The following is an 18,833-nucleotide window of genomic DNA, read 5'->3' on the forward strand; positions in this document are numbered from 1 at the left end:
CACCAGTTAATTATTCAAGCACCAGTGTTTCGGTTATTTCCCGCAAATTACCGGCGGCATTGAGGTATTTATAATTCAATTCAAAGGTTTTGGTAGCCGGATCATAGGTGCAAGGACCATTGTTTTGCAAAGAAGCAAAACTAGGACCGCCAGCACTGGGCAGTACTGTGACCTGGTGGGTAGTGGGATTAATTTCCAGGTACATCCAGGCGCTGGCGCCCAGGTCGGCCACTTCTGCTTCCACCGTGTTAAGATCAATGGTATACAGGTATTTGCTGCCTTCAATGTCGAATAGACCTGTTACAGGCGCCGCATTTGTAGGGCCACCATAGGCGGTCCGTAATCCTGATGCTGTGTAAGAGGCTTCATAATCGTTTTTCACTTTAACTTCTATCAGGACGTTCTTGTAAATAGGGCTGATCTCTCCCTGGCTTACCTGTGCAATGGATAAGCCAATGGCATACGCACCACCGGTGATGGCGGAAGGTTTGATCCGGATGCGTACCTTGGTTTTGCGGGTTGCCGGTGAGATCACCAGGTCGGTAGCTACAAGGTTAAAAGAGCCTGCAGGAGGAATGTCAAACTCACCACCAGGATGCGCCTGGTTATAGGTATCAACAACAGCCTTGTTCAAAGCAACTTTTACCTGTACATCGGAATTAAAGTCCGACCGGAAAATTTGCAACTCGGTAAGATCGGTCTCAATGAACTGGTCCTTATAATCCAATGCCAAAGTATTGACCTCATTCTTTGCATCTGTAAACTCGGTAATGATCCGCCTGGTATTGTCGTCAAAATCAATTTTATATGCTTCCTTGATGCAGGATGTACCGAGTAATACAAGGAGAAAACTATAGAAAATGGTTATCTTTTTCATCTTGGTTTAATTTGCGTTTAATACCCTTCGTTTTGCTTCAGGTTGGGATTTACATTGGTTTCGTTGAAGGGTATGGGCCATGCCCAACCCTTGTTGTTGGACGCCAAAGAGCAAATGGTACTAGGGCTATCGGTATTGGAAGCACAGCGGTTAATGGCTGTTTTGTTCCACCTTTTGAAATCAAAGAAGCGGGTTCCTTCAAAAGCCAGTTCTTTTCTTCTTTCGGTAAGGATAGCATTCCACAAAGCAGTACCGGTTTCTGCGCCGGGCGTGAAGCCATCGATGCGATTTTCCCTTAAAGTATTCAGATCGCTCAATGCATTGGATTCTTTGGTAAGTTTGAAATTGGCTTCGGCCCTTATCAGGTACAATTCGGCCACGCGGTAGGCTTTCCAATTTACTACGCCATCTGTTTTATTCCCTTTTCCCAAATGCTTAACAACAATCAGGCGCGGTGAATGGGGAGTACCATTCAGATCACCCACTGTAGCCATATAAGCACCATACCGCACGTCGTTGCTTTGGTCGTACAAAGTGGTTAAACCCTGTGCCGGGCGATAGGCGCTGCGGTTGCCACGGGCAAAGTATACATTATCATAGACTGCACCATCGCCAACACTTTCAAAGCTAACGGACCACAACACTTCAGCGACCGACTCATCATTCCAGATAGCGGGAAACTCATCAATAGTACTTAATGCTTTGCGACTAATCACTGCGGTAGCTGCATCGGCGGCAGCCTGCCATTGGCCTGCATAGAGATATACGCGTGCCTGCATGGCTTTTACCACCAGCCAGTCAACCCGTGATTTATCAGTAGCTGTATTAATAGGTTTGTCCAATTCGCCTGAGAGCTGAGTAGCCGCTTCTGACAGATCGGCCAGGATCTTATCGTAGGATTCTTTTACGGTATTACGACCGGGTTTTGCATTCACATCGAAAGTGGTCACATACGGAACACCTTTGGCGGTGGAATTACCATCCAGTGACTCGCCATACAGGCGCAGGAGATCAAAATGAACATGGGCGCGGATAGCGAGTGCCTGTCCTTTGATACGTCGTGCAGCTTTGGGATCCTGGGAAGCAATATTATCAATATCCCGCAGGATGATGTTAACACCTGAAATAATGCCATAGGCGCCGAGCCAGGGTGTTCTTACGGTATTATCGGTAGGGATATAGGTCCATTCGGCAGTGGCCTGCTCATTTCCCAGGGATTCGTGGGTTTCAATGAGGTCATCGCTTGAGATATCGGGGGCGATGGAGAAAGGGCCAATGCCAGCTGAAGAATAATAATCGCCGGATTGGAAAGCGTCATAAGCACCGGTCAATACATTATCCGCTTCTGTAATGGTGGCCAATGGGCTGCTGCCATCCAACTGGTACTCGGGTTTAATTTCGATCTGTTTAGCGCAAGCCGAGAACAGAAGGACCAGCAGCAAGCTGTGAGCTACGATCCCGACTCCGCTAATGCTGTGTCGGGACAGGGACTGCGAGCTGCGGGGCATTTGCTCCAAACGGGAGAAAAGGCAAGTGATATATTTATTGATGGTATTTTTCATTACTGTTTTTTTTAATTGAGCAATTCCTGTTGATTAAAAGCCAATGTTGATACCTGCTGTTACTGTTTTGAGAGAAGGGTATTGGGCTCCTGCATTCAGCACCGAGCTTCCTGAAACCGGGGCTTCAGGGTCATACCCCCTGTATTTGGTACCAGTGAACAGGTTTTGGCCTTGTACAAACACACGCAGGCTATTGATCTTTATTTTACTCAGCAATCCTTTTGAAAAATTATAAGCGAGCTGCACATTTCTCAACCGCCAGTAACTGCCATTTTCTACAAAATGGGTGGTTTTATCGAGGTTGTACACGCTGGCATCAGCACGTGGAATATCGGTCCTGTCGCCTGGTTGACGCCATTCGCGCAACAGGTCTTTGGAAAGGCTGGAAGCGGGATATCCGGGATATTCTACGTTGAACCGGTCATTATTGTACAACTCATTGCCCAATGCAAATACCCAGAACACCTGAAGTTCCAGGGCCTGGTACCGGAAGGTATTGGTAATGCCACCAAAGTAAGGGGCATCAGCGGTACCAAGGTAGGTGTTGTTATCGGCTGTAAAGTCTTTGGTTATTTTACCATCCTTGTCATAATAGAGGGCATCGCCGTTGGCGGGATCAACACCTGCATATTTAACCAAATAAAGGGTATTGAGGGGCTTGCCAATTTTTAATACGCTGACGCCATCATTCACCAATACATTGTCTTCGCCGCCGGCGCCGAGTTCGAGAATGGTGTTTTTATTGTAGGTGAAGTTGCCATCGATGGTCCAGCTGAAATTGCGTGTGCTAACAGGAACACCACGCAGGCTTACTTCTATACCTCTGTTGCGCAAACGGCCTGCATTGGAGAGTACGGTGGCAAAACCAGAAGTCATAGACACCGTTTTGTTATAAAACAGGTCTTTGGTAAGGCTGTTGTAATATTCTACTGAACCACTGATGCGGTTGTTCAACAGGGCAAACTCAATACCCAGGTTGAGGGTTTGCTTGGTTTCCCACCGGAGATCGGGATTACCGGGTGAGGCCAGCCCCAATCCGGTAGTACCGCCATAATTGATCTTACCGAATAAGGCCCTGGAAGCAAAATCGGCGATACCAGATTGGTTACCCACGGTACCATAACTGGCTCTTACTTTGACCTGGTCAAAGATTGTTTTCAAGGATTCGAAGAAAGATTCATCGGAAACTATCCAGCTGGCTCCTACATTGTAAAAATCGGCCCATTTGTTATTGGTACCAAAGCGCGACGAACCATCACGCCTGTAGCCTGCCTGGAAAAAGTAGCGGTTCTTATACCCATAAGTCGCTTCACCAAAGTAGGATACCAATGAATTATTGGTACCAGTTCCTGCCACTACAGGGATATATCCATTATCTCTTGTTCCATCGGTAATACCTGCTTCATTGGGGAATGGCAGGGTAAATCCAAAGCCCGTAAAGTTGAACCGGTTAAAATCGTTTTCCAGTATTTCCTGGTAAATGGTGGCGCTGATGTCGTGATCGCCAAAAGTATTTTTGTAATTGATAGAGTTGGTACCCACGTACCGGAAATTGCGGTCGAACGAGCGCAGCAAGCTACCCTGACCTCCCTGGGCCTGTTTACCGGCACTGGTACCCGGTGCGCTGTAGACCTCTCTTTCATTTTGGGTGTAATCAAAGCCCCAATTGGTGCGCAGGGTGAATCCCTTTACAAAGGTGGGTTTGTATTCAACAAAAGCATTGGCTACCCCTTTCCACTGAGGGAAGCGGCGTTTGTTTTCCAGCAGCTCCTGCAAAGGATTGGGCTGACCCGAAGGGGTAGGATCCTGCAGGTATTTGCCATCCTTATCGTAGGGGGTGAAATAAGGCAATGACCAGCGGATACCATTGAGTGGAGAAACGATGCTTTGGTTATTTTCGGAAGTATTGTTCAGGATAGAGTACCCAAAAGAAGCATTTATCCCGAAACGGAGCTGTTCGGTACCGCTTTCGAGGTTGATGCGGCCGGTATATCTTTTCACATCAGTAGCTTGTACCACACCAGATTGATTCAAGTACCCGAGAGAAGCGTAGAACCTGGTACGATCATTACCTCCGGAAGCACTTAACTGGTGCATTTGGGTAATACCGGTACGAAAGAAAACATCTTCCCAATCGGTATTGATATTTTTTAAACTGTCAAAATCGGCCTGGGACCAACCGTTGGGGTTACCACGATCTATTTCATAGGCCAGCTTTTCCTGGGTATTCATCAGTTTAAGTTTCTGACGAGGCCATTTGCTTTGACCGTATTGTACGTCATAGTTAAAACGAACGGCCCCGGCACGTCCTCTGCGTGTAGTGATGACTACAACGCCACCTGCTCCACGCGAGCCATAGATGGAAGTAGAGGCAGCATCTTTCAAAATGGAAATGTTTTCAAAGTCGCCCTGGTTGAGGGTGGCAAAATCGGCTGAGTTGATCTGAACGCCATCCACTATGTATAGTGGGGCGGTAGATCCTGTGATGGAACCACGGCCACGGATCAGGATCTCGGCGGCAGCGCCTGGCTGGCCGGTACCGCTCCTCACATTAACACCGGTGGCCTGGCCTTGCAGCAACTGATCAAAAGAAGCGGCAGGCTGTGTTCGGACCTCATCTATGGCTACGACGCTGGCCGAACCGGCCGAAGCACGCTTTGAGCGGGTACTATACCCAGTTACCAGCACTTCGGTGAGAGCGCCCTGGCCACGCGCCAGTTGAACATTGATCAACGGCACATCGGTAACGGTTACCTCTTTATCGGCCGAACCGGCGGAAGAAATGACCAAAACATCGCCAATGGCGGCACGAATTGTAAAATTTCCTGCAGCATCGGCTGCCACACCGGTACGTGCGCCTTTAATTTTTACTGAGGCAAATGCTACGGGCTCTCCCTTCTCGTCAACGATACGCCCATTAATGTTCTTTGATTGTGCGAATGAGTAGATAGTAATGAACATTGCAAGGAAATGCAATAAGATTTTCCTCATAAGAAGTGTTTTAGATGGCTAAAATGTTAGTTGGCCTATATTAAGAGGCATGAAAATAGTCTTGTGCTGCTGCGCTGATCATTTTTTTTAACCGCTTGCATAGGAAAACGCCTATTAACTTATCATGACAACAAAATGATAATTCAGGCACAGGTTTACCCAAAAGGATAACCGAATACCGCTAATGAACACCTGCCTACGGACTACCGGAAAACAGGTATATACTGCAATATGCAGTTAATGGATGGGTGGCAAAACAGCACTTGGATGGACCCTTAGAATTATTGGTTGAACTGTCCAATTTGGCACCCGAAGGATCGGAATGAGATCGCTGGGACTGCTAAGCCCTCAAAGCAGCAACGAGGTAATTTATTTTTGCATGTAGTTCGACCGGGCGGAATGGCTTGTGAATGAAATCGGTAAAGCCCTTTTGGAGCAGGTCTTCCTGCATATTATCGTATACGGCGGCGGTAAATGCCACCACGGGGATATTGTTGTTGAGTTTGCGGATCTCCCGCAGTGCAGTAGCGCCATCCATTTCGGGCATTTCGAGGTCAATGAGAAGGAGGTCAAATTCCTGTTTCCGGAATTTGTCTACAGCTTCCCTGCCGTTGGCAGCTTCGCTTACCTCGATGCCCCATTTGGCGAGGAAGCGCCTGGCGATGGCCAGGTTGACAGGATTGTCCTCTGCAATGAGAACCCTAACGCCTGGCAACTGGGTAAGTTGGCTGATGTTTTCCTCATGGATATAGCGGGGCCTGCTTTCGTTGATCTTCAATTCGACAGTAAAATGAAAGGCGCTGCCTTTACCTTCTTCGCTTTCGAGCAGGAGATCGCTGTTGAACTTGTTGACGATCTTTTTGGTAATGGCGAGGCCCAACCCGGTCCCGCCATATTTGCGGGTGGTGTTTACATCGGCCTGGGTAAAAGTCTCAAAGATCTCACGGTGTTTATTCCTGGGGATACCAATACCGGTATCCATCACAATGAATTGGATGGTGGCTTTGGTACTGGATGCAAACAACTTGCGCACGGCGAGGGTGATCTTACCGGCATGGGTAAATTTGATGGCATTGGACAAGAGGTTGCTCAGTACCTGGTTGAGGCGTGTTTCGTCGGTAATGAACTCGGCATTGAGCCTGTCATCAATATCTGTTTTGAATTCGAGTCCCCTGGCTTTCACCTGTGAAGCAAACTGGGTAGACACCTGTTGTATAAATTCTTTGATGTTGACGGGTGCTTCTGCCAACTCCAGCTTACCTGCTTCTATTTTATTATAGTCGAGGATATCATTGATGAGCATCATCATATGCTCGGATGAGAATTTCAGGATATCGAGGTGGGCTTTTTGGGAAGGCAGGTGCTCTTCCTGCACCAGGAGATTGGAAGCGCCAATGATCCCGTTTAAAGGAGTACGCAACTCATGGCTCATATTGGACAGAAACCTCGATTTGGCCTTGGCTGCCACTTCTGCTTTTTCCTTGGCCTTCATCAATTCAAATTCGGTCATCTTCACATGCGACACATCGAGGATACTGATCTTGGTATAGCGAATGTCCTTGTAAGAAAAAGGCGCCAGGCTAACATAACCGTGAAAAGTACGGCCCTTTTGGGTGGTGAAAGCAAGCTCTCCCTGCCAGCTTTGGGTACCATCGGATACGGTCCTTTCTATGGAGTTGAAACGACGCACATGGTCTTCATCAAACCAGTTCTCTACATGGGAACCTTCTATCTCGCGTTTTTCCTGTACATCAAAGAGTTCAAGCGCGCGGTGGTTGCAACTGGCAATAATGCCTGACTGGCTGAATATAATGAATACGCCATCGAGTGAGGTATTGAAAATAGTGTCTCCGAATTTCTTCTCCTGCATGATCGCTACTTCATTATCCTTGTTGACACGCAGGATGGAATAAGAGAAAATGATGGTCATGCACAGGGATATAACAAGGTTACTGCTGTACAAACGGGTGTACAAGGCATCATTGATGACCTGTACGGTGTTGGTATAAGGAGATAGTTTAAGACAGATGAGCGAGGCTATAACGGTAATGGTATATACAATGAACAACTCCCTGGAGTTGCGCCGTATACTCACCACAAAAGTGAGCACGAGGAAGTAAGGAAAGTAAAAAAGATATTCACCTGCTTTGAGTCCTTCGATGTAACTAATGACAATGAGGTAAAGGTTGAGGTTTACGACTGCTATAATACGACCTGTCTCTAGTTTTCGCCGGGACCCAAAATAAAAGGCGAGGAGGAAAAAGTAGGCTGATGTAATATTGATCAGGGCACTGATATATAATTTGTGGTAAAAGTAAGAGACAACGGAAAAGAAGTTAACGAGTAATGCCAGGAGGATAAACTGGTTGAAGCCGATGATCTTTTTACGCTGGTCTTTGGTGATCCCCTCCTGCAGGCCTGAAAACACAATATCCCGGTAAATTGACCACCCCAGATATAATAATTTCTGCTTCATAGAGTTATTGGATTAGGCATTTGTAACAAAACGGGTTTCCGGACTTGTTATGTAACGAAAAAATCGAAAATCTATTTCCTATGAACCAGCCCACCCTATCTAAGCAATTCATTTTCAATGAAAAAATAAACAGTGATTACCTGTTCAGCCTGTATGCAGATGACTATTCTTATATAGAAGAAGTGTTTTCGGTGACGCTGCAGCATTTTGACCAGGATTTTGAATCCATCCAGGTGGCTTATGCAGGGGGTGATATTACTGATCTGAAGAAGGGGGTGCATAAGATGAAGCCGGCCTTTGGTTTTGTGGGGCTTACTGATATTCAGCAGATCTGTGGCGCATTTGAAGACGCCTGCCAGGAAGCGACGGAAAAAGATGAACTAAAAGCAGGATATAAAAACCTGATCGCCTCTTTAGAAGAAGGGAAGCTGGTTTTAGAAGCAGAGTATCGCAAGTTGAAAGATTTTAATGCCAATCCGCTATGAACTTAAAGTGTGTAATAGTTGAAGACCTGCAGGTAGCTGCCGACTACCTGGCTAAATGCTGCGAGAAAAGTGGACAAATAGATGTACAGGCGCATTTCCCCAATGTACAGGAAGCGCTGGTATACCTTAACCAACATGCAGTAGATCTTTTATTCCTCGATGTAGAAATGCCCGGCGCCACGGGTTTTGAGCTATTGGATCAACTGGCCTATTTCCCCAAAGTAGTGCTTACCACTTCAAAATCGGAATATGCGTATGACGCATTTGAATACAATGTAACGGACTTCCTGAAAAAGCCCTTTACGTACCAGCGTTTCCTGGAATCTTTACAAAAGCTTACCACTGCCACACCAGAGAATAATATTACCAGTACAGCCACAGACCATATATTCATTAAAAGTGACGGGAAACTGGTACGGCTCAATAATGATGATATCCTGTACATTGAGAGTATGGGAGATTATGTGAAGTTTGTAACAGGTGATAAAAAGTATGTAACGCACAATACGATCAAGAACCTGGAAGAGAAAGTGAACAGGAGCTGTTTTATTAAAGTGCACCGCTCTTACATCATCAACATCACGAAGATTGACGATATCCGCGAAAATGACCTTTATATTAAGGGTAATGAGATCCCCATCAGTAAAGCCCACCGCAGCGAGGTGATGAAGCGGTTGAATATTATTTAGGGGTTAGGTGTTAGCTTTTAGGTATTAGCAAAATACACGTCCCGCGGAGCGGGACAAGGTGTGCTTCGATAACAGATTTCTCACTCCGCTGCGCTCCGTTCGAAATGACAACCTTGGAGTAATATACTCCGTTCGAAAGGGCAATCAATTAGCAATCAGCTCCTTAGTCTATTTTGACCATTTCGGGTCGTGTTGCCCCGGTTCTACTTATCGAAGAATTGGGTCATTTCGCCGGTTATAAGGGTCCAAAACACTAAAAAACTTCCCCCCCTGCCATTCCTTTTACACCTTTGTATCAGCAAGAACGGAACACTAAATCACCAGCCAAAAGCAACTGTTTATAGTAAAAGATATTAATTGCGACGGTTATCTCTATACTCTTAGTTACGCAAATGAAGTCCGTACAGTATGAAAACTAATGGGTAAAATGCTCCAGCCTTTACCCATCTACCCAGGATTTCATTGGAAGCAGCCGAACCACCTGGTTCGGTTGCTTCTTTTTATAGGCTGTCCAACCAAGTCTTACTTCCAAAAAACGACGTTACACCACTCTTTAGCGAAAAAAATAGGTTAAAGTAAAAAGAATCTGCATCTTTGTTTTGTTGAAAGCTCCCGGAGACCTGCCCCGGGACTGCATCTCAGGCCGGCCACACGGGGTCGCCACCCGATCCAACCATCCCTGGAAAGACTTGATGAATAGCATGTAATCTCCTCGAAGGAAAACCTCTGCCAATGTCTATGATGGCCAACACATTCAATATTCGATGAACCCTTATAAGGCTTAACAGGTTAAGTAAGAACGTTTGACGACCCACAGTAAAGAATTTTAAAGCTGCTCCGTGAAGCAGCTTTTTCTTTTGTGTGAACCGGACCTGGATTAAGAGGAAGGGATGCTTTTTTTTAGACAAAAGGTGAGCCGCCTTGGGAAGGCGACCCACCTTTGATAAGTTCACGGCAGTAACAGGCTTCGGCAGGCTCCTTTAGATTGGACAAGTATGGCTTCGACAAACTCAGCCTGACAAGTGAATTTCGACAGGCTCAGCTGACAACCGATAAGGTTAACCGGACAGACTAACCCAACCCGATCTCACTATGGCGTTCGGGAATCTCTACATCCAGAAATCCTTTTCTAATTAATCTTTGTTTGAATGCCTGCTGTACTTCATATTCTCCGTGTACGAGGAATAATTTCCTGACGAGCTTAGGATCCTGGCCGGCGAGGAACTGGCTCAGGTCTTCATAATCGCCATGGGCACTCATGCTGCGGATAGCGCCTATTTCGGCATTCACTTCATGACGTACGCCAAAGATACCTACCTCTTTTGCCCCTGACATAAGTCTGCCGCCAAGGGACATAGGCTCACAATAACCAGTCAGCAAAATGGTATTGCGGCTATTCTCAATATTGTTGCTGATGTGGTGCTTGACCCTGCCTGCTTCGGCCATACCGCTGGCGGAGATGATGACGCAAGGATCATTGCGGAAGTTGAGCAGCTTGGATTGTTCCACTGTTTTTACATACTTCAGGCCGGTGAAAGCAAAAGGATCACTATCTGTGCGCAATACCTGTTGAATATGCTTATTGAAGTATTGAGGGAATTTCTTTAACAACTCGGTGACCTCAATACTGAGTGGGCTATCTACAAAATAATCCAGCTTAGGCAAACGACGCTCCAGCTCCAACTGGTTTAATGCATACAGGAGTTCCTGGGTCCTTCCCACGCTAAAGGCAGGCATGATGAGCTTGCCTTTCTTTTGCAGGCAGGTTTTCTCGATCCATTGCAATAGCTGATCGGGGGTAGTAGTTTGTTCATCATGAAGGCTATTGCCATAGGTGGATTCGAGCAGGATATAATCTGCCTGTGAAAAATTGGCGGGAGATTTCAATATCACATCGCGGTAGCGGCCTACATCGCCACTGAAAGTAAGGCGGGTGGTTTTCCCGTTTTCCTTAATGCGGAGGTGCACGGCAGCACTGCCAATGATATGGCCCGCATCGGTATACATCACCTCCACATTTTCATCAATGGTATACCAATCGCCATAATCCACAGTCACAAAAAGGTCCATTGCAGCCCAGGCATGTTCTTTGGTATAGAGTGGTTCTATATAGGGCTGTCCTTCGGCGGCTCTTTTCTTATTGGCATATTTAACATCGTTTTCCTGTATGCCTGCAGAATCTTCGAGCAGGAGGGCTGACAAATCTTTGGTAGCGGGTGTGGAGAATATTTTTCCATTAAAGCCATCCTTGACCAGTTTGGGGATCAACCCGCTATGGTCTATGTGGGCATGGGATAAAATGAGGTGGGTAACTTCCCTGGGATCAAAACCCCAGGTACTGTTGAGGGCATCGGTTTCGTGGCCCATACCCTGGAACATACCACAATCGAGGAGGTATTTTTTTCCATTATTTAAAGACAACAGGTGTTTGGAACCGGTAACGGTACGGGCAGCGCCATGGAATGCAATCTTCATTTTTTAGTTTTAAAGGACCATGTAAATAAAAGTTCAGCTACGGATTCTCCCTGGTCATTAACGCCGGATGAACGGGTAACGAGGGATTGAGCTTCGCCGGTGGCGATGGCTCTTTCAACGGTTGCTTTTAATGCCATTCCATCAGCACAGGTAAAGGTAGTAATGCCAGTAGCTTTTTTGAAGTAGCTGGCTTCCATCTTAACGATGAGCATAGAAACAGCGGGTGTGCGTTTATACACCTGTATCATTGCCAGGGCGCCGGTAGACAGTTCGGCAGCCATGGCCAGGCAGGCAAAGTAGGTGGAACGAAAAGGATTCTGTGAAAACCATTTATACGGTACTGTTACCGCACACTTCGCTTCGCTCACTTCCCTGATGCGTACGCCTGAAAAAAAGGCTGCAGGCAGCTTAGCCAATAAGAACATCCTGCTTTTCACAGGATGCTTCATGAGTTGTATAAACGTTTGGGCGGTAGACGGCATATCACTTGGTTATTTCAACAATGGTAGCGACTACTTTGTTCTCATCGCCGCCTGCATTGAAGTGCATGGTACCTTTGTCGGTGTTGTCGAAACGTACATTCCGGACGATGCGGCCGGACAAAGCGGTATTTAACCGGGTGGCATAATCTGATTGTGGATTGCGGCTGATCTGTTCGTTGAGCGCATACCAATCGAGGGGTTCTTTGCTCACCACCACGGCCATGATATCACGTTTGCCAATGCTATCGGGTGTCATGCTTTTATCTTTTGGAAAAAGCCGATAGCCGGTGATGCCACAGAAAGGTGCGTATTTTGTTTTCTTCGGATCGTCTTTGCTTGGATAGGGAAATAAGGTGTAGCTGGTGCCATCGGTTTCTTTGCCGAATACATAAATATAGCACTCGGTGCTGTTTTTTACTTCTATCTTAAAACGGCTGCCTGGCTGTAAGGGAGCAGTGGTTTCAAAAACATTATTACCAGTGAGCCTGAGGGGAACATACCCTTTGGGCACCATCTTCCCATTTTCTTCTGCTACAGGCACCAGCCCGATCTCACATTCAAAAGGCTGGTTGGCGGCAGCGCCCATTTTAGCCATGGGCTCCAATCCATATGCTTCGCGTACAAAAGTTCTGAAGTCGCCGTAACGTACCCAGGCGAATCCGTTGTTGCCCCATTCGGGACCCCAGCTGTTCATCAGGAGAAAGGCGCCACCATATTTACGGTCATCGTATCCTACCACGCACATGGCGTGGCCACCAAAGCCCATCATGGATTGGTCACCTTGTTCGGGCTCCCAAAGGTCCCTGCCCTGCATGGGTTGCATAAAGCTGGGCCCTACCATCATACCGATCACCACAGGGGCTCCCTGGGAAAGATTTTCCCGGATAGCCCGTATATCAATAACATCTGTACGATCGCCCTGGGAAAGGCGGTTAAAGCCGCGCATTTTATACTGGGCTGCTTCCTGGATCAACTGCTGGCTGGGTGGCCGGGTGCAATCCTGGTCGGAATAAGGAAATTTATCGTACGCTACAGCACCTTGTTTGGTCATGTATTCCATGGCCCTGATGATATAGGAACCCTGACAGCCCTGGAGACCGATCTGATTGTAAAGGAAAGCAGGGCTAAAGCGCAGGTTGTCGCCCGGTTCGTTGGTACGGGCTGCTTCCAGTACGGTACGGGCGCCATAGGCACTGCTCCAGGCTACGCAACTACCCTGCTGACCCTGGTTACCTACAGCGGGCGCAAACTTTTGCAGGTTGGCGCTTTCCGGAAGGGGATTTTTGTTATCGTCTTCTGCGAGGGGTTCATAGATACTTGCCTTTTCAAACTGGCGGGGATCCAGGAATCCACCGGTAGCCAATTGTGCCACCTGGCTCAGGTTGCAGCCACCGCCGCCTCTTCCCAGGAGGAAGTAAGCGCCTACACCGATGACGAGTAAAAACAAAATACCCTTGCCTTTGAAAAGGCCCAGGAGCAGGGGTAAGAGCCCCAACAGGCCACCCCCTCCTCCCCCACCGGGGAAATTGGAACGGCCGCCACCGCCGCCGCTGTCATTACTACTATCTTGTTGATCCTGTGGATCATCGGTCATACGTATAGGCATATGTAGTAAATTTTGGTTCTATATTAAAAGTAACAAGAAAATCGCGGATGGAGCGGATGGATAATACAGATTTCACGGACAGGTATCGCGCAAAGGAAGTGGAATGCACGAGTGGAAGTGTGGGCGGCGTGGATTGAGGCTGTGATGCGTTTGCTTTGATTGGGTTTATATAAAAAAAAGAACCACACGATTAAGGTGCAGTTCTTCTGAAAACCCAGCAGTAAAGATCATTATTCCAGAAAAGCTTTATAGGGGTATGTACGAAAAAGAACGGTTGCCGGATTTCCGGTGGGGCTATGGTTTTTGAAAGAATGATGCAAAGGAGTGAAGGCAACAAGGCATTGAGGCAACGAACAATGGAGGAAGAAAACCAACCGGTTTTTAGATAAAGAGAGGTGCGTCTCAGGCATGTATTGACTGCTGTTGGGACGTATTTTTTACCACATCGTGGTATTTTACGCGTACTTCAAAGGAGGTAACTTGCCGCTTCATCGTCACCATATAACCTAAAAAAAGTACCATGGCTCTAAAAAAGAAAACCTCCAAAAAGGCGGTAAAAAAAGCTCCGCCCCCCAAAGCCGCTGCACCCAAAAAAGCAGTAAAAGCCGCTGCCAAAGCAATTAAAACAGCTCCAGTATTGAGAAGCAAAGGTTCGCATGTAGTGTATATAGATTCACGTTTCTTCTTTCCATCTGAAAGCAATTTGGGATATATAGATCATTTTCAGGAAGGCCGGCAAACGGTAACAACGGGAACGGCACTGGTAGCAGCACTTCCTTTACCGGTGAATGCTGTGATAAAATCAGTGACTGTCTATTATAAGAATACCAGCACAGAAGATATGCAGTTCTTCATATTGAAGAAAAGCATTGATCACCATTGCCCCAGTGGTGAGGTAGAAGTTACCATCGACTTCTTACCGCCAGCCACTTTAGCCCCGGATAATTTTGTAGCGAAGTTTATTGATCACTTTGATGCAGGTGGATTGATCAAAGACAAATATTTATACTTCATTGAAGTATACGGAACGGGCAAACCCAGTGAGAAAGATGTACGCCTGCTGAGGGGCATCAGGATTGATTATACCTATGTGGGGTAAGAAGGCATTGGGTCAACGAGGCACCAGGGCAATGAGGGAAAGTATATGATCTGAAAACAACAACGGGTCTTTTCCGTAGGAAGAGAGACCCGTTGTTGTTTATAGTCGGAAGTTCTGAGTCGGGAGTTCCGAGTTGAGCTATATTACTTCCACCTGGTTGCGCAGCAAGTCTTTAAATTCATCGCGTTTGCGAATGAGGTGGGCCTTGCCATCGATCACCAATACTTCAGCAGGTTTGTAACGGGCGTTGAAGTTGGAAGACATTTCAAAACCATAAGCGCCGGCATTCCTGAACACGAGGTAATCGCCTTCGCGTACTTCGTTGAGGGTACGGTCCCAGGCAAATGTATCGGTCTCGCAAATGTTACCTACTACGGAGTACTTTTTCTTTTCACCACCAGGATTGCTGATGTTCTCAATATGGTGGTAGGCATCATAGAACATAGGGCGAATGAGGTGGTTGAAACCGCTGTCTACACTCACAAAAGTGGCGGCAGAAGTTTGCTTTATCACATTCACCTGCGTAACGAAATAACCACACTCACTTACGAGGAATTTTCCAGGTTCAAACCAAACCTGTAAAGGCCTGCCACCTGGATTGGGATGGGCAGCAAATGCTTCCCCTACTTTTTGTGCCAGGAGGTTGATATCGGTTTCAACATCACCGTCCTTGTAGGGCACTTTGAAGCCACCGCCCAGGTCGATGAATTCCAGCTCTTTAAACTGGGGAACGATATCGAACAATACTTCAATACCTTTTACAAACACTTCTACATCCTTGATCTCGCTGCCGGTATGAATGTGCAGGTCGCTGATGCGGAGGTTGTGTTTTTTTACGAGGGCCAGTATCTCGTCGATCTGATCGACGGGGATACCGAATTTGCTTTTATCGTGGCCGGTAGATATTTTGAGGTTACCACCCGCCATGATGTTGGGACGGAGGCGAAGGCCTACAGGATAGCTATGGCCGTATTGCTGACCAAATTTGTCGAGATTGGAAAGACTGTCGATGTTAATGATGATGCCCAACTCTTTGGCCTCTGCTATTTCACTGAAGGCGATTCCATTGGAAGTATACAGAATACGTTCCGGCGGGAAACCCGCATGGAGGGCCAGCTTCACTTCATTGATGGAGCTACAGTCTACATTGGCGCCGAGAGAACATATATATTTAAGAATATTAATATTGGTCAGTGCCTTACAGGCATAAAAGAATACGGTATTGCTTTTATTGAAAGCAGTGGTGAGCTTCTGGTATTGCTCTTTGATCTTTTCTGCGTGGTATACGTACAGTGGAGTGCCGAATTCTGCGGCCAGTTGGGTTAAATATTCTTTTGTAAGATGCTGTGACATAGTGTGCGAATATACTGGTAAAAAAAATGTCACAGCCTAAGCTGTGACATTTGTATCTCAAAAAACAATATTGCTTCTACTTGTGTTTCTCTTCTTCGTCCTGGTCCTCATCGTCTTCTGCACCTTCTTCCTCTTCGCCTGCTTCGTCCTCTGAACCGTCCTCTTCTTCGTACAGGTCATCCTCGTCCTCATCGTCACCCTCTTCTTCATCTTCCTCTTCTTCATCGGCGTCCTCGTCGTCTTGTTCTCCGTCCTCTTCGTCGTCTCCCTCTTCTTCTTCCCCGTCACTGGTTTCTTCATCTTCTGTTCCTTCTTCCTGGTCACTGTCATCATCGCTTTCTTCTTCGCCGGCCTCTTCTTCGGGCTCTTCAGGGCTATCTTCTGTAGCAGGCGTTTCTTCGCCGGCTGCTTCTGTATCTTCTTCACCAGCCACAAAATCAACAACTTCGCCATTGAGGTGGCCTTCGGCTGTTTCCGTTACACCTTCAATCAACTCGCCATTTTCAGCTACTGCCAGTGCAGAGGCATCGTCTGTTCCTTCTGCATCCGCTTCAGCGGCGTTGGCAGTATCGTGTGCAGCTTGTTCTGCAATGGCGTCGGTGACATTGGTAGCGCTGACCATGGTTTCGTCAAACACTTCCTTGAGTTTGGGCAGGTCTTCGGCCGAATTGATACCGAAGTAGTCCATGAAGTTCTTGGAGGTGCCGTATACCAGGGGGTGGCCAGGCATTTTCTCATTGCGGCCTGTGATGACAATGAGTTCTTTTTCCAGTAATTTCTGGATGGCATAATCACTGCTCACACCACGAATGGCTTCTATTTCAGCTTTTGTAACGGGCTGTTTGTAAGCTACAATGGAAAGGGCTTCGAGGGCAGCCGTGGATAAGCGTTTGAGGAACTTATCGCCATTGAGCTGGGCTACTGTTTTATGGTAATCTCTTTTGGTAAGGAATTGCCAGCCGCCGCCGCTTTCGCGCACTTCAAAGGGATAAAACTCTGACCTGTATTTTTCTACGATACCTTCCAAAGCAGACTCCACCTGGTCCAATACGATCTTATCTTCCATGAAACCAAAGGCATTGTTGATGAGCTCTGTAAGCTCCAACCCTGTCAATGGCTTCTCACTGGCAAAAATGAGGGCCTCAATGTGTGGTATAAGATGTCCGATTTCCATACTGGCAGTTTATGTTTTTTGCTTTATGGTTACTGGTTGCTGTAATCTGGTATAACCACAAACTACATTCAATAAACAATAAACTATTATCCCTGCAAGGCGGCAGCTCCACTCACGATTTCTGTGAGCTCGGTAGTGATAGCAGCCTGGCGGGCACGGTTGTAAGAGATCTTGAGGCTCTTTAATAACTCATTGGCATTTTCGGTAGCCTTATCCATGGCTGTCATGCGGGCGCCATGTTCGGAAGCATGCGCATCCAACACTGCTTTGAACAGCTGGGTATTGAGGATCTTGGGCATCAATTCTGCAATGAGCTCCTGTTGGGAAGGTTCGAATATGAAGTCGCTTTTTTTAGCGCCTTCTTTCTGCTGCACTTTGGGGATGGGCAGGAAACGCTCGAGGGTAAAATGCTGGGTAGCAGCATTTTTAAACTCGCTGTATACCAATTCCACCACGTCAAACTGTCCACTTTCAAAAGCTTTTACAGCGGCCTGGGCGCAGGCTTGTACATTTTCGAAAGTGAGGTGGAGGAAAATATCTTTGTATGTTTCATCAGCATTGAACTTGTTCTTGGAGAAATGTTCAAAGCCTTTTTTACCAATGTTCCAGATGTGCACATTGCCTTTGGCAGCCTGGGCAGCATATTTTTCAGCGATGGTCGCTTTGGCCAGCTTGATCACATTGGCGTTGTAAGCACCACTTAAACCACGGTCGCTGGTGATCACGATCAGCAATACTTTTTCAACAGGCCTTTCTACTGCGAGGTTGATACCTACTTCACCATCTGCACTGCTCACGATATTGCTCAGCACTTCCTGCAATTTGCGTGCATAGGGACGCATTTGGATGATGGCATCCTGTGCTTTACGCAATTTGGCAGCACTCACCATTTTCATGGCTTTTGTGATCTGCTGGGTATTCTGTACCGACTTGATCCTGTTTCGAACTTCTTTTAATTGGCCTGCCATGTATGGAGGGTTGAAAAGTTTGCTTTAAAAAAAACGTTGTTTTAAGGACAACATTGACCCTTTTTTAATCGGCGGCAAAGGTAGCGCATAGCGTCCGGATTTCCATCCCGCTGTGGAAAATTCCGGTATGGAATGGGATAAGAAACCGGCTATATTGGAAAACGGCTCATCAAAGCCCTGGCAAAAGGGGGTGATTATGAGATTAAAGCGTTGGTTCGCAAGCAGTCAGCTCATAAACTACCCCCAGGATGCGAACCTGTTATTGGCAATGCCCCGGATGCCAATAGTTACCTGGATAAGATACCGGCAGGAGCCTTATTTATGCACCTGGTGGGGGTACCCCATCCCTCTCCCCGAAAAAAGCAGGAATTCCGCGAAATTGATGGAGTATCGGTCCGGGAGGGGGCCATCGCTGCCGTACAGGCCCATGTACAACATTATATATATGAGTGTGAGCCAGTGTCCCAATTCTATTACGCTGGTATATACCACACCCGCCATGCGTCCCCCACCTCCATGGTGTATAGCGTGCCAGAGATCAGGCAAGTTGGTCAGCACCCGCTAGTGCTTCAACCTGCCTGAGCATTTCCATAAAG

Annotated in this window: 13 protein-coding genes; 3 read left to right on the top strand and 10 right to left on the bottom strand. The window is 47.0% G+C overall.

From position 1 onward, the window contains the following. Window positions 1-10: 10 nt before the first annotated feature. The 4 genes from D3H65_RS18765 to D3H65_RS18780 all read right to left on the bottom strand — a co-directional run bounded on the left by D3H65_RS18765 (window position 11) and on the right by D3H65_RS18780 (window position 7,906). Entirely contained in the window at window positions 11-877 is an 867-nt protein-coding gene (locus D3H65_RS18765; protein WP_119051777.1) for a BT_3044 domain-containing protein, read from the bottom strand. Window positions 878-894: 17 nt separating this feature from the next. Then, on the bottom strand, window positions 895-2,439 hold the full coding sequence (locus tag D3H65_RS18770) for a RagB/SusD family nutrient uptake outer membrane protein (protein ID WP_119051778.1): 1,545 nt from the start codon (window positions 2,437-2,439) through the stop codon (window positions 895-897). Between the two features lie 33 nt (window positions 2,440-2,472). Continuing rightward, window positions 2,473-5,430: a SusC/RagA family TonB-linked outer membrane protein gene (locus tag D3H65_RS18775; protein ID WP_119051779.1), complete on the bottom strand. Its 2,958-nt coding sequence runs from the start codon at window positions 5,428-5,430 to the stop codon at window positions 2,473-2,475. A 340-nt stretch (window positions 5,431-5,770) separates the two neighbouring features. Then, window positions 5,771-7,906, bottom strand: a complete 2,136-nt coding sequence (locus tag D3H65_RS18780; protein ID WP_119051780.1) for a hybrid sensor histidine kinase/response regulator — start codon at window positions 7,904-7,906, stop codon at window positions 5,771-5,773. Between the two features lie 80 nt (window positions 7,907-7,986). Between D3H65_RS18780 and D3H65_RS18785 the strand changes: the two genes are divergently transcribed. Together D3H65_RS18785 and D3H65_RS18790 are read left to right on the top strand one after the other, a co-directional pair. Next, complete coding sequence (locus D3H65_RS18785; RefSeq protein ID WP_119051781.1) at window positions 7,987-8,391, top strand: Hpt domain-containing protein; 405 nt, start codon at window positions 7,987-7,989, stop codon at window positions 8,389-8,391. After that, complete coding sequence (locus D3H65_RS18790) at window positions 8,388-9,080, top strand: LytR/AlgR family response regulator transcription factor (protein ID WP_119051782.1); 693 nt, start codon at window positions 8,388-8,390, stop codon at window positions 9,078-9,080. Before D3H65_RS18785 ends, D3H65_RS18790 begins: the two co-directional genes overlap by 4 nt. Before the next feature lie 1,071 nt (window positions 9,081-10,151). On the opposite strand, the gene D3H65_RS18800 is transcribed toward D3H65_RS18790, so the two are convergent. The 3 genes from D3H65_RS18800 to D3H65_RS18810 are packed head-to-tail and all read right to left on the bottom strand — an operon-like array spanning window position 10,152 to window position 13,643. Then, on the bottom strand, window positions 10,152-11,555 hold the full coding sequence (locus tag D3H65_RS18800; protein ID WP_119051784.1) for an MBL fold metallo-hydrolase RNA specificity domain-containing protein: 1,404 nt from the start codon (window positions 11,553-11,555) through the stop codon (window positions 10,152-10,154). After that, window positions 11,552-12,037, bottom strand: coding sequence for a DUF4442 domain-containing protein (locus D3H65_RS18805; protein WP_119051785.1), 486 nt, complete (start codon window positions 12,035-12,037; stop codon window positions 11,552-11,554). Before D3H65_RS18805 ends, D3H65_RS18800 begins: the two co-directional genes overlap by 4 nt. Before the next feature lies 1 nt (window position 12,038). Then, window positions 12,039-13,643 carry a C1 family peptidase gene (locus D3H65_RS18810; RefSeq protein WP_119051786.1) on the bottom strand — a complete coding sequence of 535 codons (1,605 nt, stop codon included), beginning with the start codon at window positions 13,641-13,643 and terminating at the stop codon, window positions 12,039-12,041. A gap of 520 nt (window positions 13,644-14,163) precedes the next feature. Here D3H65_RS18810 and D3H65_RS18815 point away from each other — a divergent pair. Beyond that, window positions 14,164-14,742 carry a hypothetical protein gene (locus D3H65_RS18815; RefSeq protein ID WP_119051787.1) on the top strand — a complete coding sequence of 193 codons (579 nt, stop codon included), beginning with the start codon at window positions 14,164-14,166 and terminating at the stop codon, window positions 14,740-14,742. A 138-nt stretch (window positions 14,743-14,880) separates the two neighbouring features. On the opposite strand, the gene lysA is transcribed toward D3H65_RS18815, so the two are convergent. From lysA to atpG, 3 genes are all read right to left on the bottom strand, one after another. Continuing rightward, window positions 14,881-16,095, bottom strand: coding sequence for a diaminopimelate decarboxylase (gene lysA, locus D3H65_RS18820; protein ID WP_119051788.1), 1,215 nt, complete (start codon window positions 16,093-16,095; stop codon window positions 14,881-14,883). A gap of 76 nt (window positions 16,096-16,171) precedes the next feature. Continuing rightward, window positions 16,172-17,269 carry an SMC-Scp complex subunit ScpB gene (scpB, locus tag D3H65_RS18825; RefSeq protein ID WP_119051789.1) on the bottom strand — a complete coding sequence of 366 codons (1,098 nt, stop codon included), beginning with the start codon at window positions 17,267-17,269 and terminating at the stop codon, window positions 16,172-16,174. Between the two features lie 86 nt (window positions 17,270-17,355). Beyond that, window positions 17,356-18,237: an ATP synthase F1 subunit gamma gene (gene atpG / locus D3H65_RS18830; RefSeq protein ID WP_119051790.1), complete on the bottom strand. Its 882-nt coding sequence runs from the start codon at window positions 18,235-18,237 to the stop codon at window positions 17,356-17,358. Between the last annotated feature and the right edge of the window lie 596 nt (window positions 18,238-18,833).

Origin of the sequence: Paraflavitalea soli, from assembly GCF_003555545.1 — a bacterium.
Classification (GTDB): Bacteria; Bacteroidota; Bacteroidia; order Chitinophagales; family Chitinophagaceae; genus Paraflavitalea; species Paraflavitalea soli.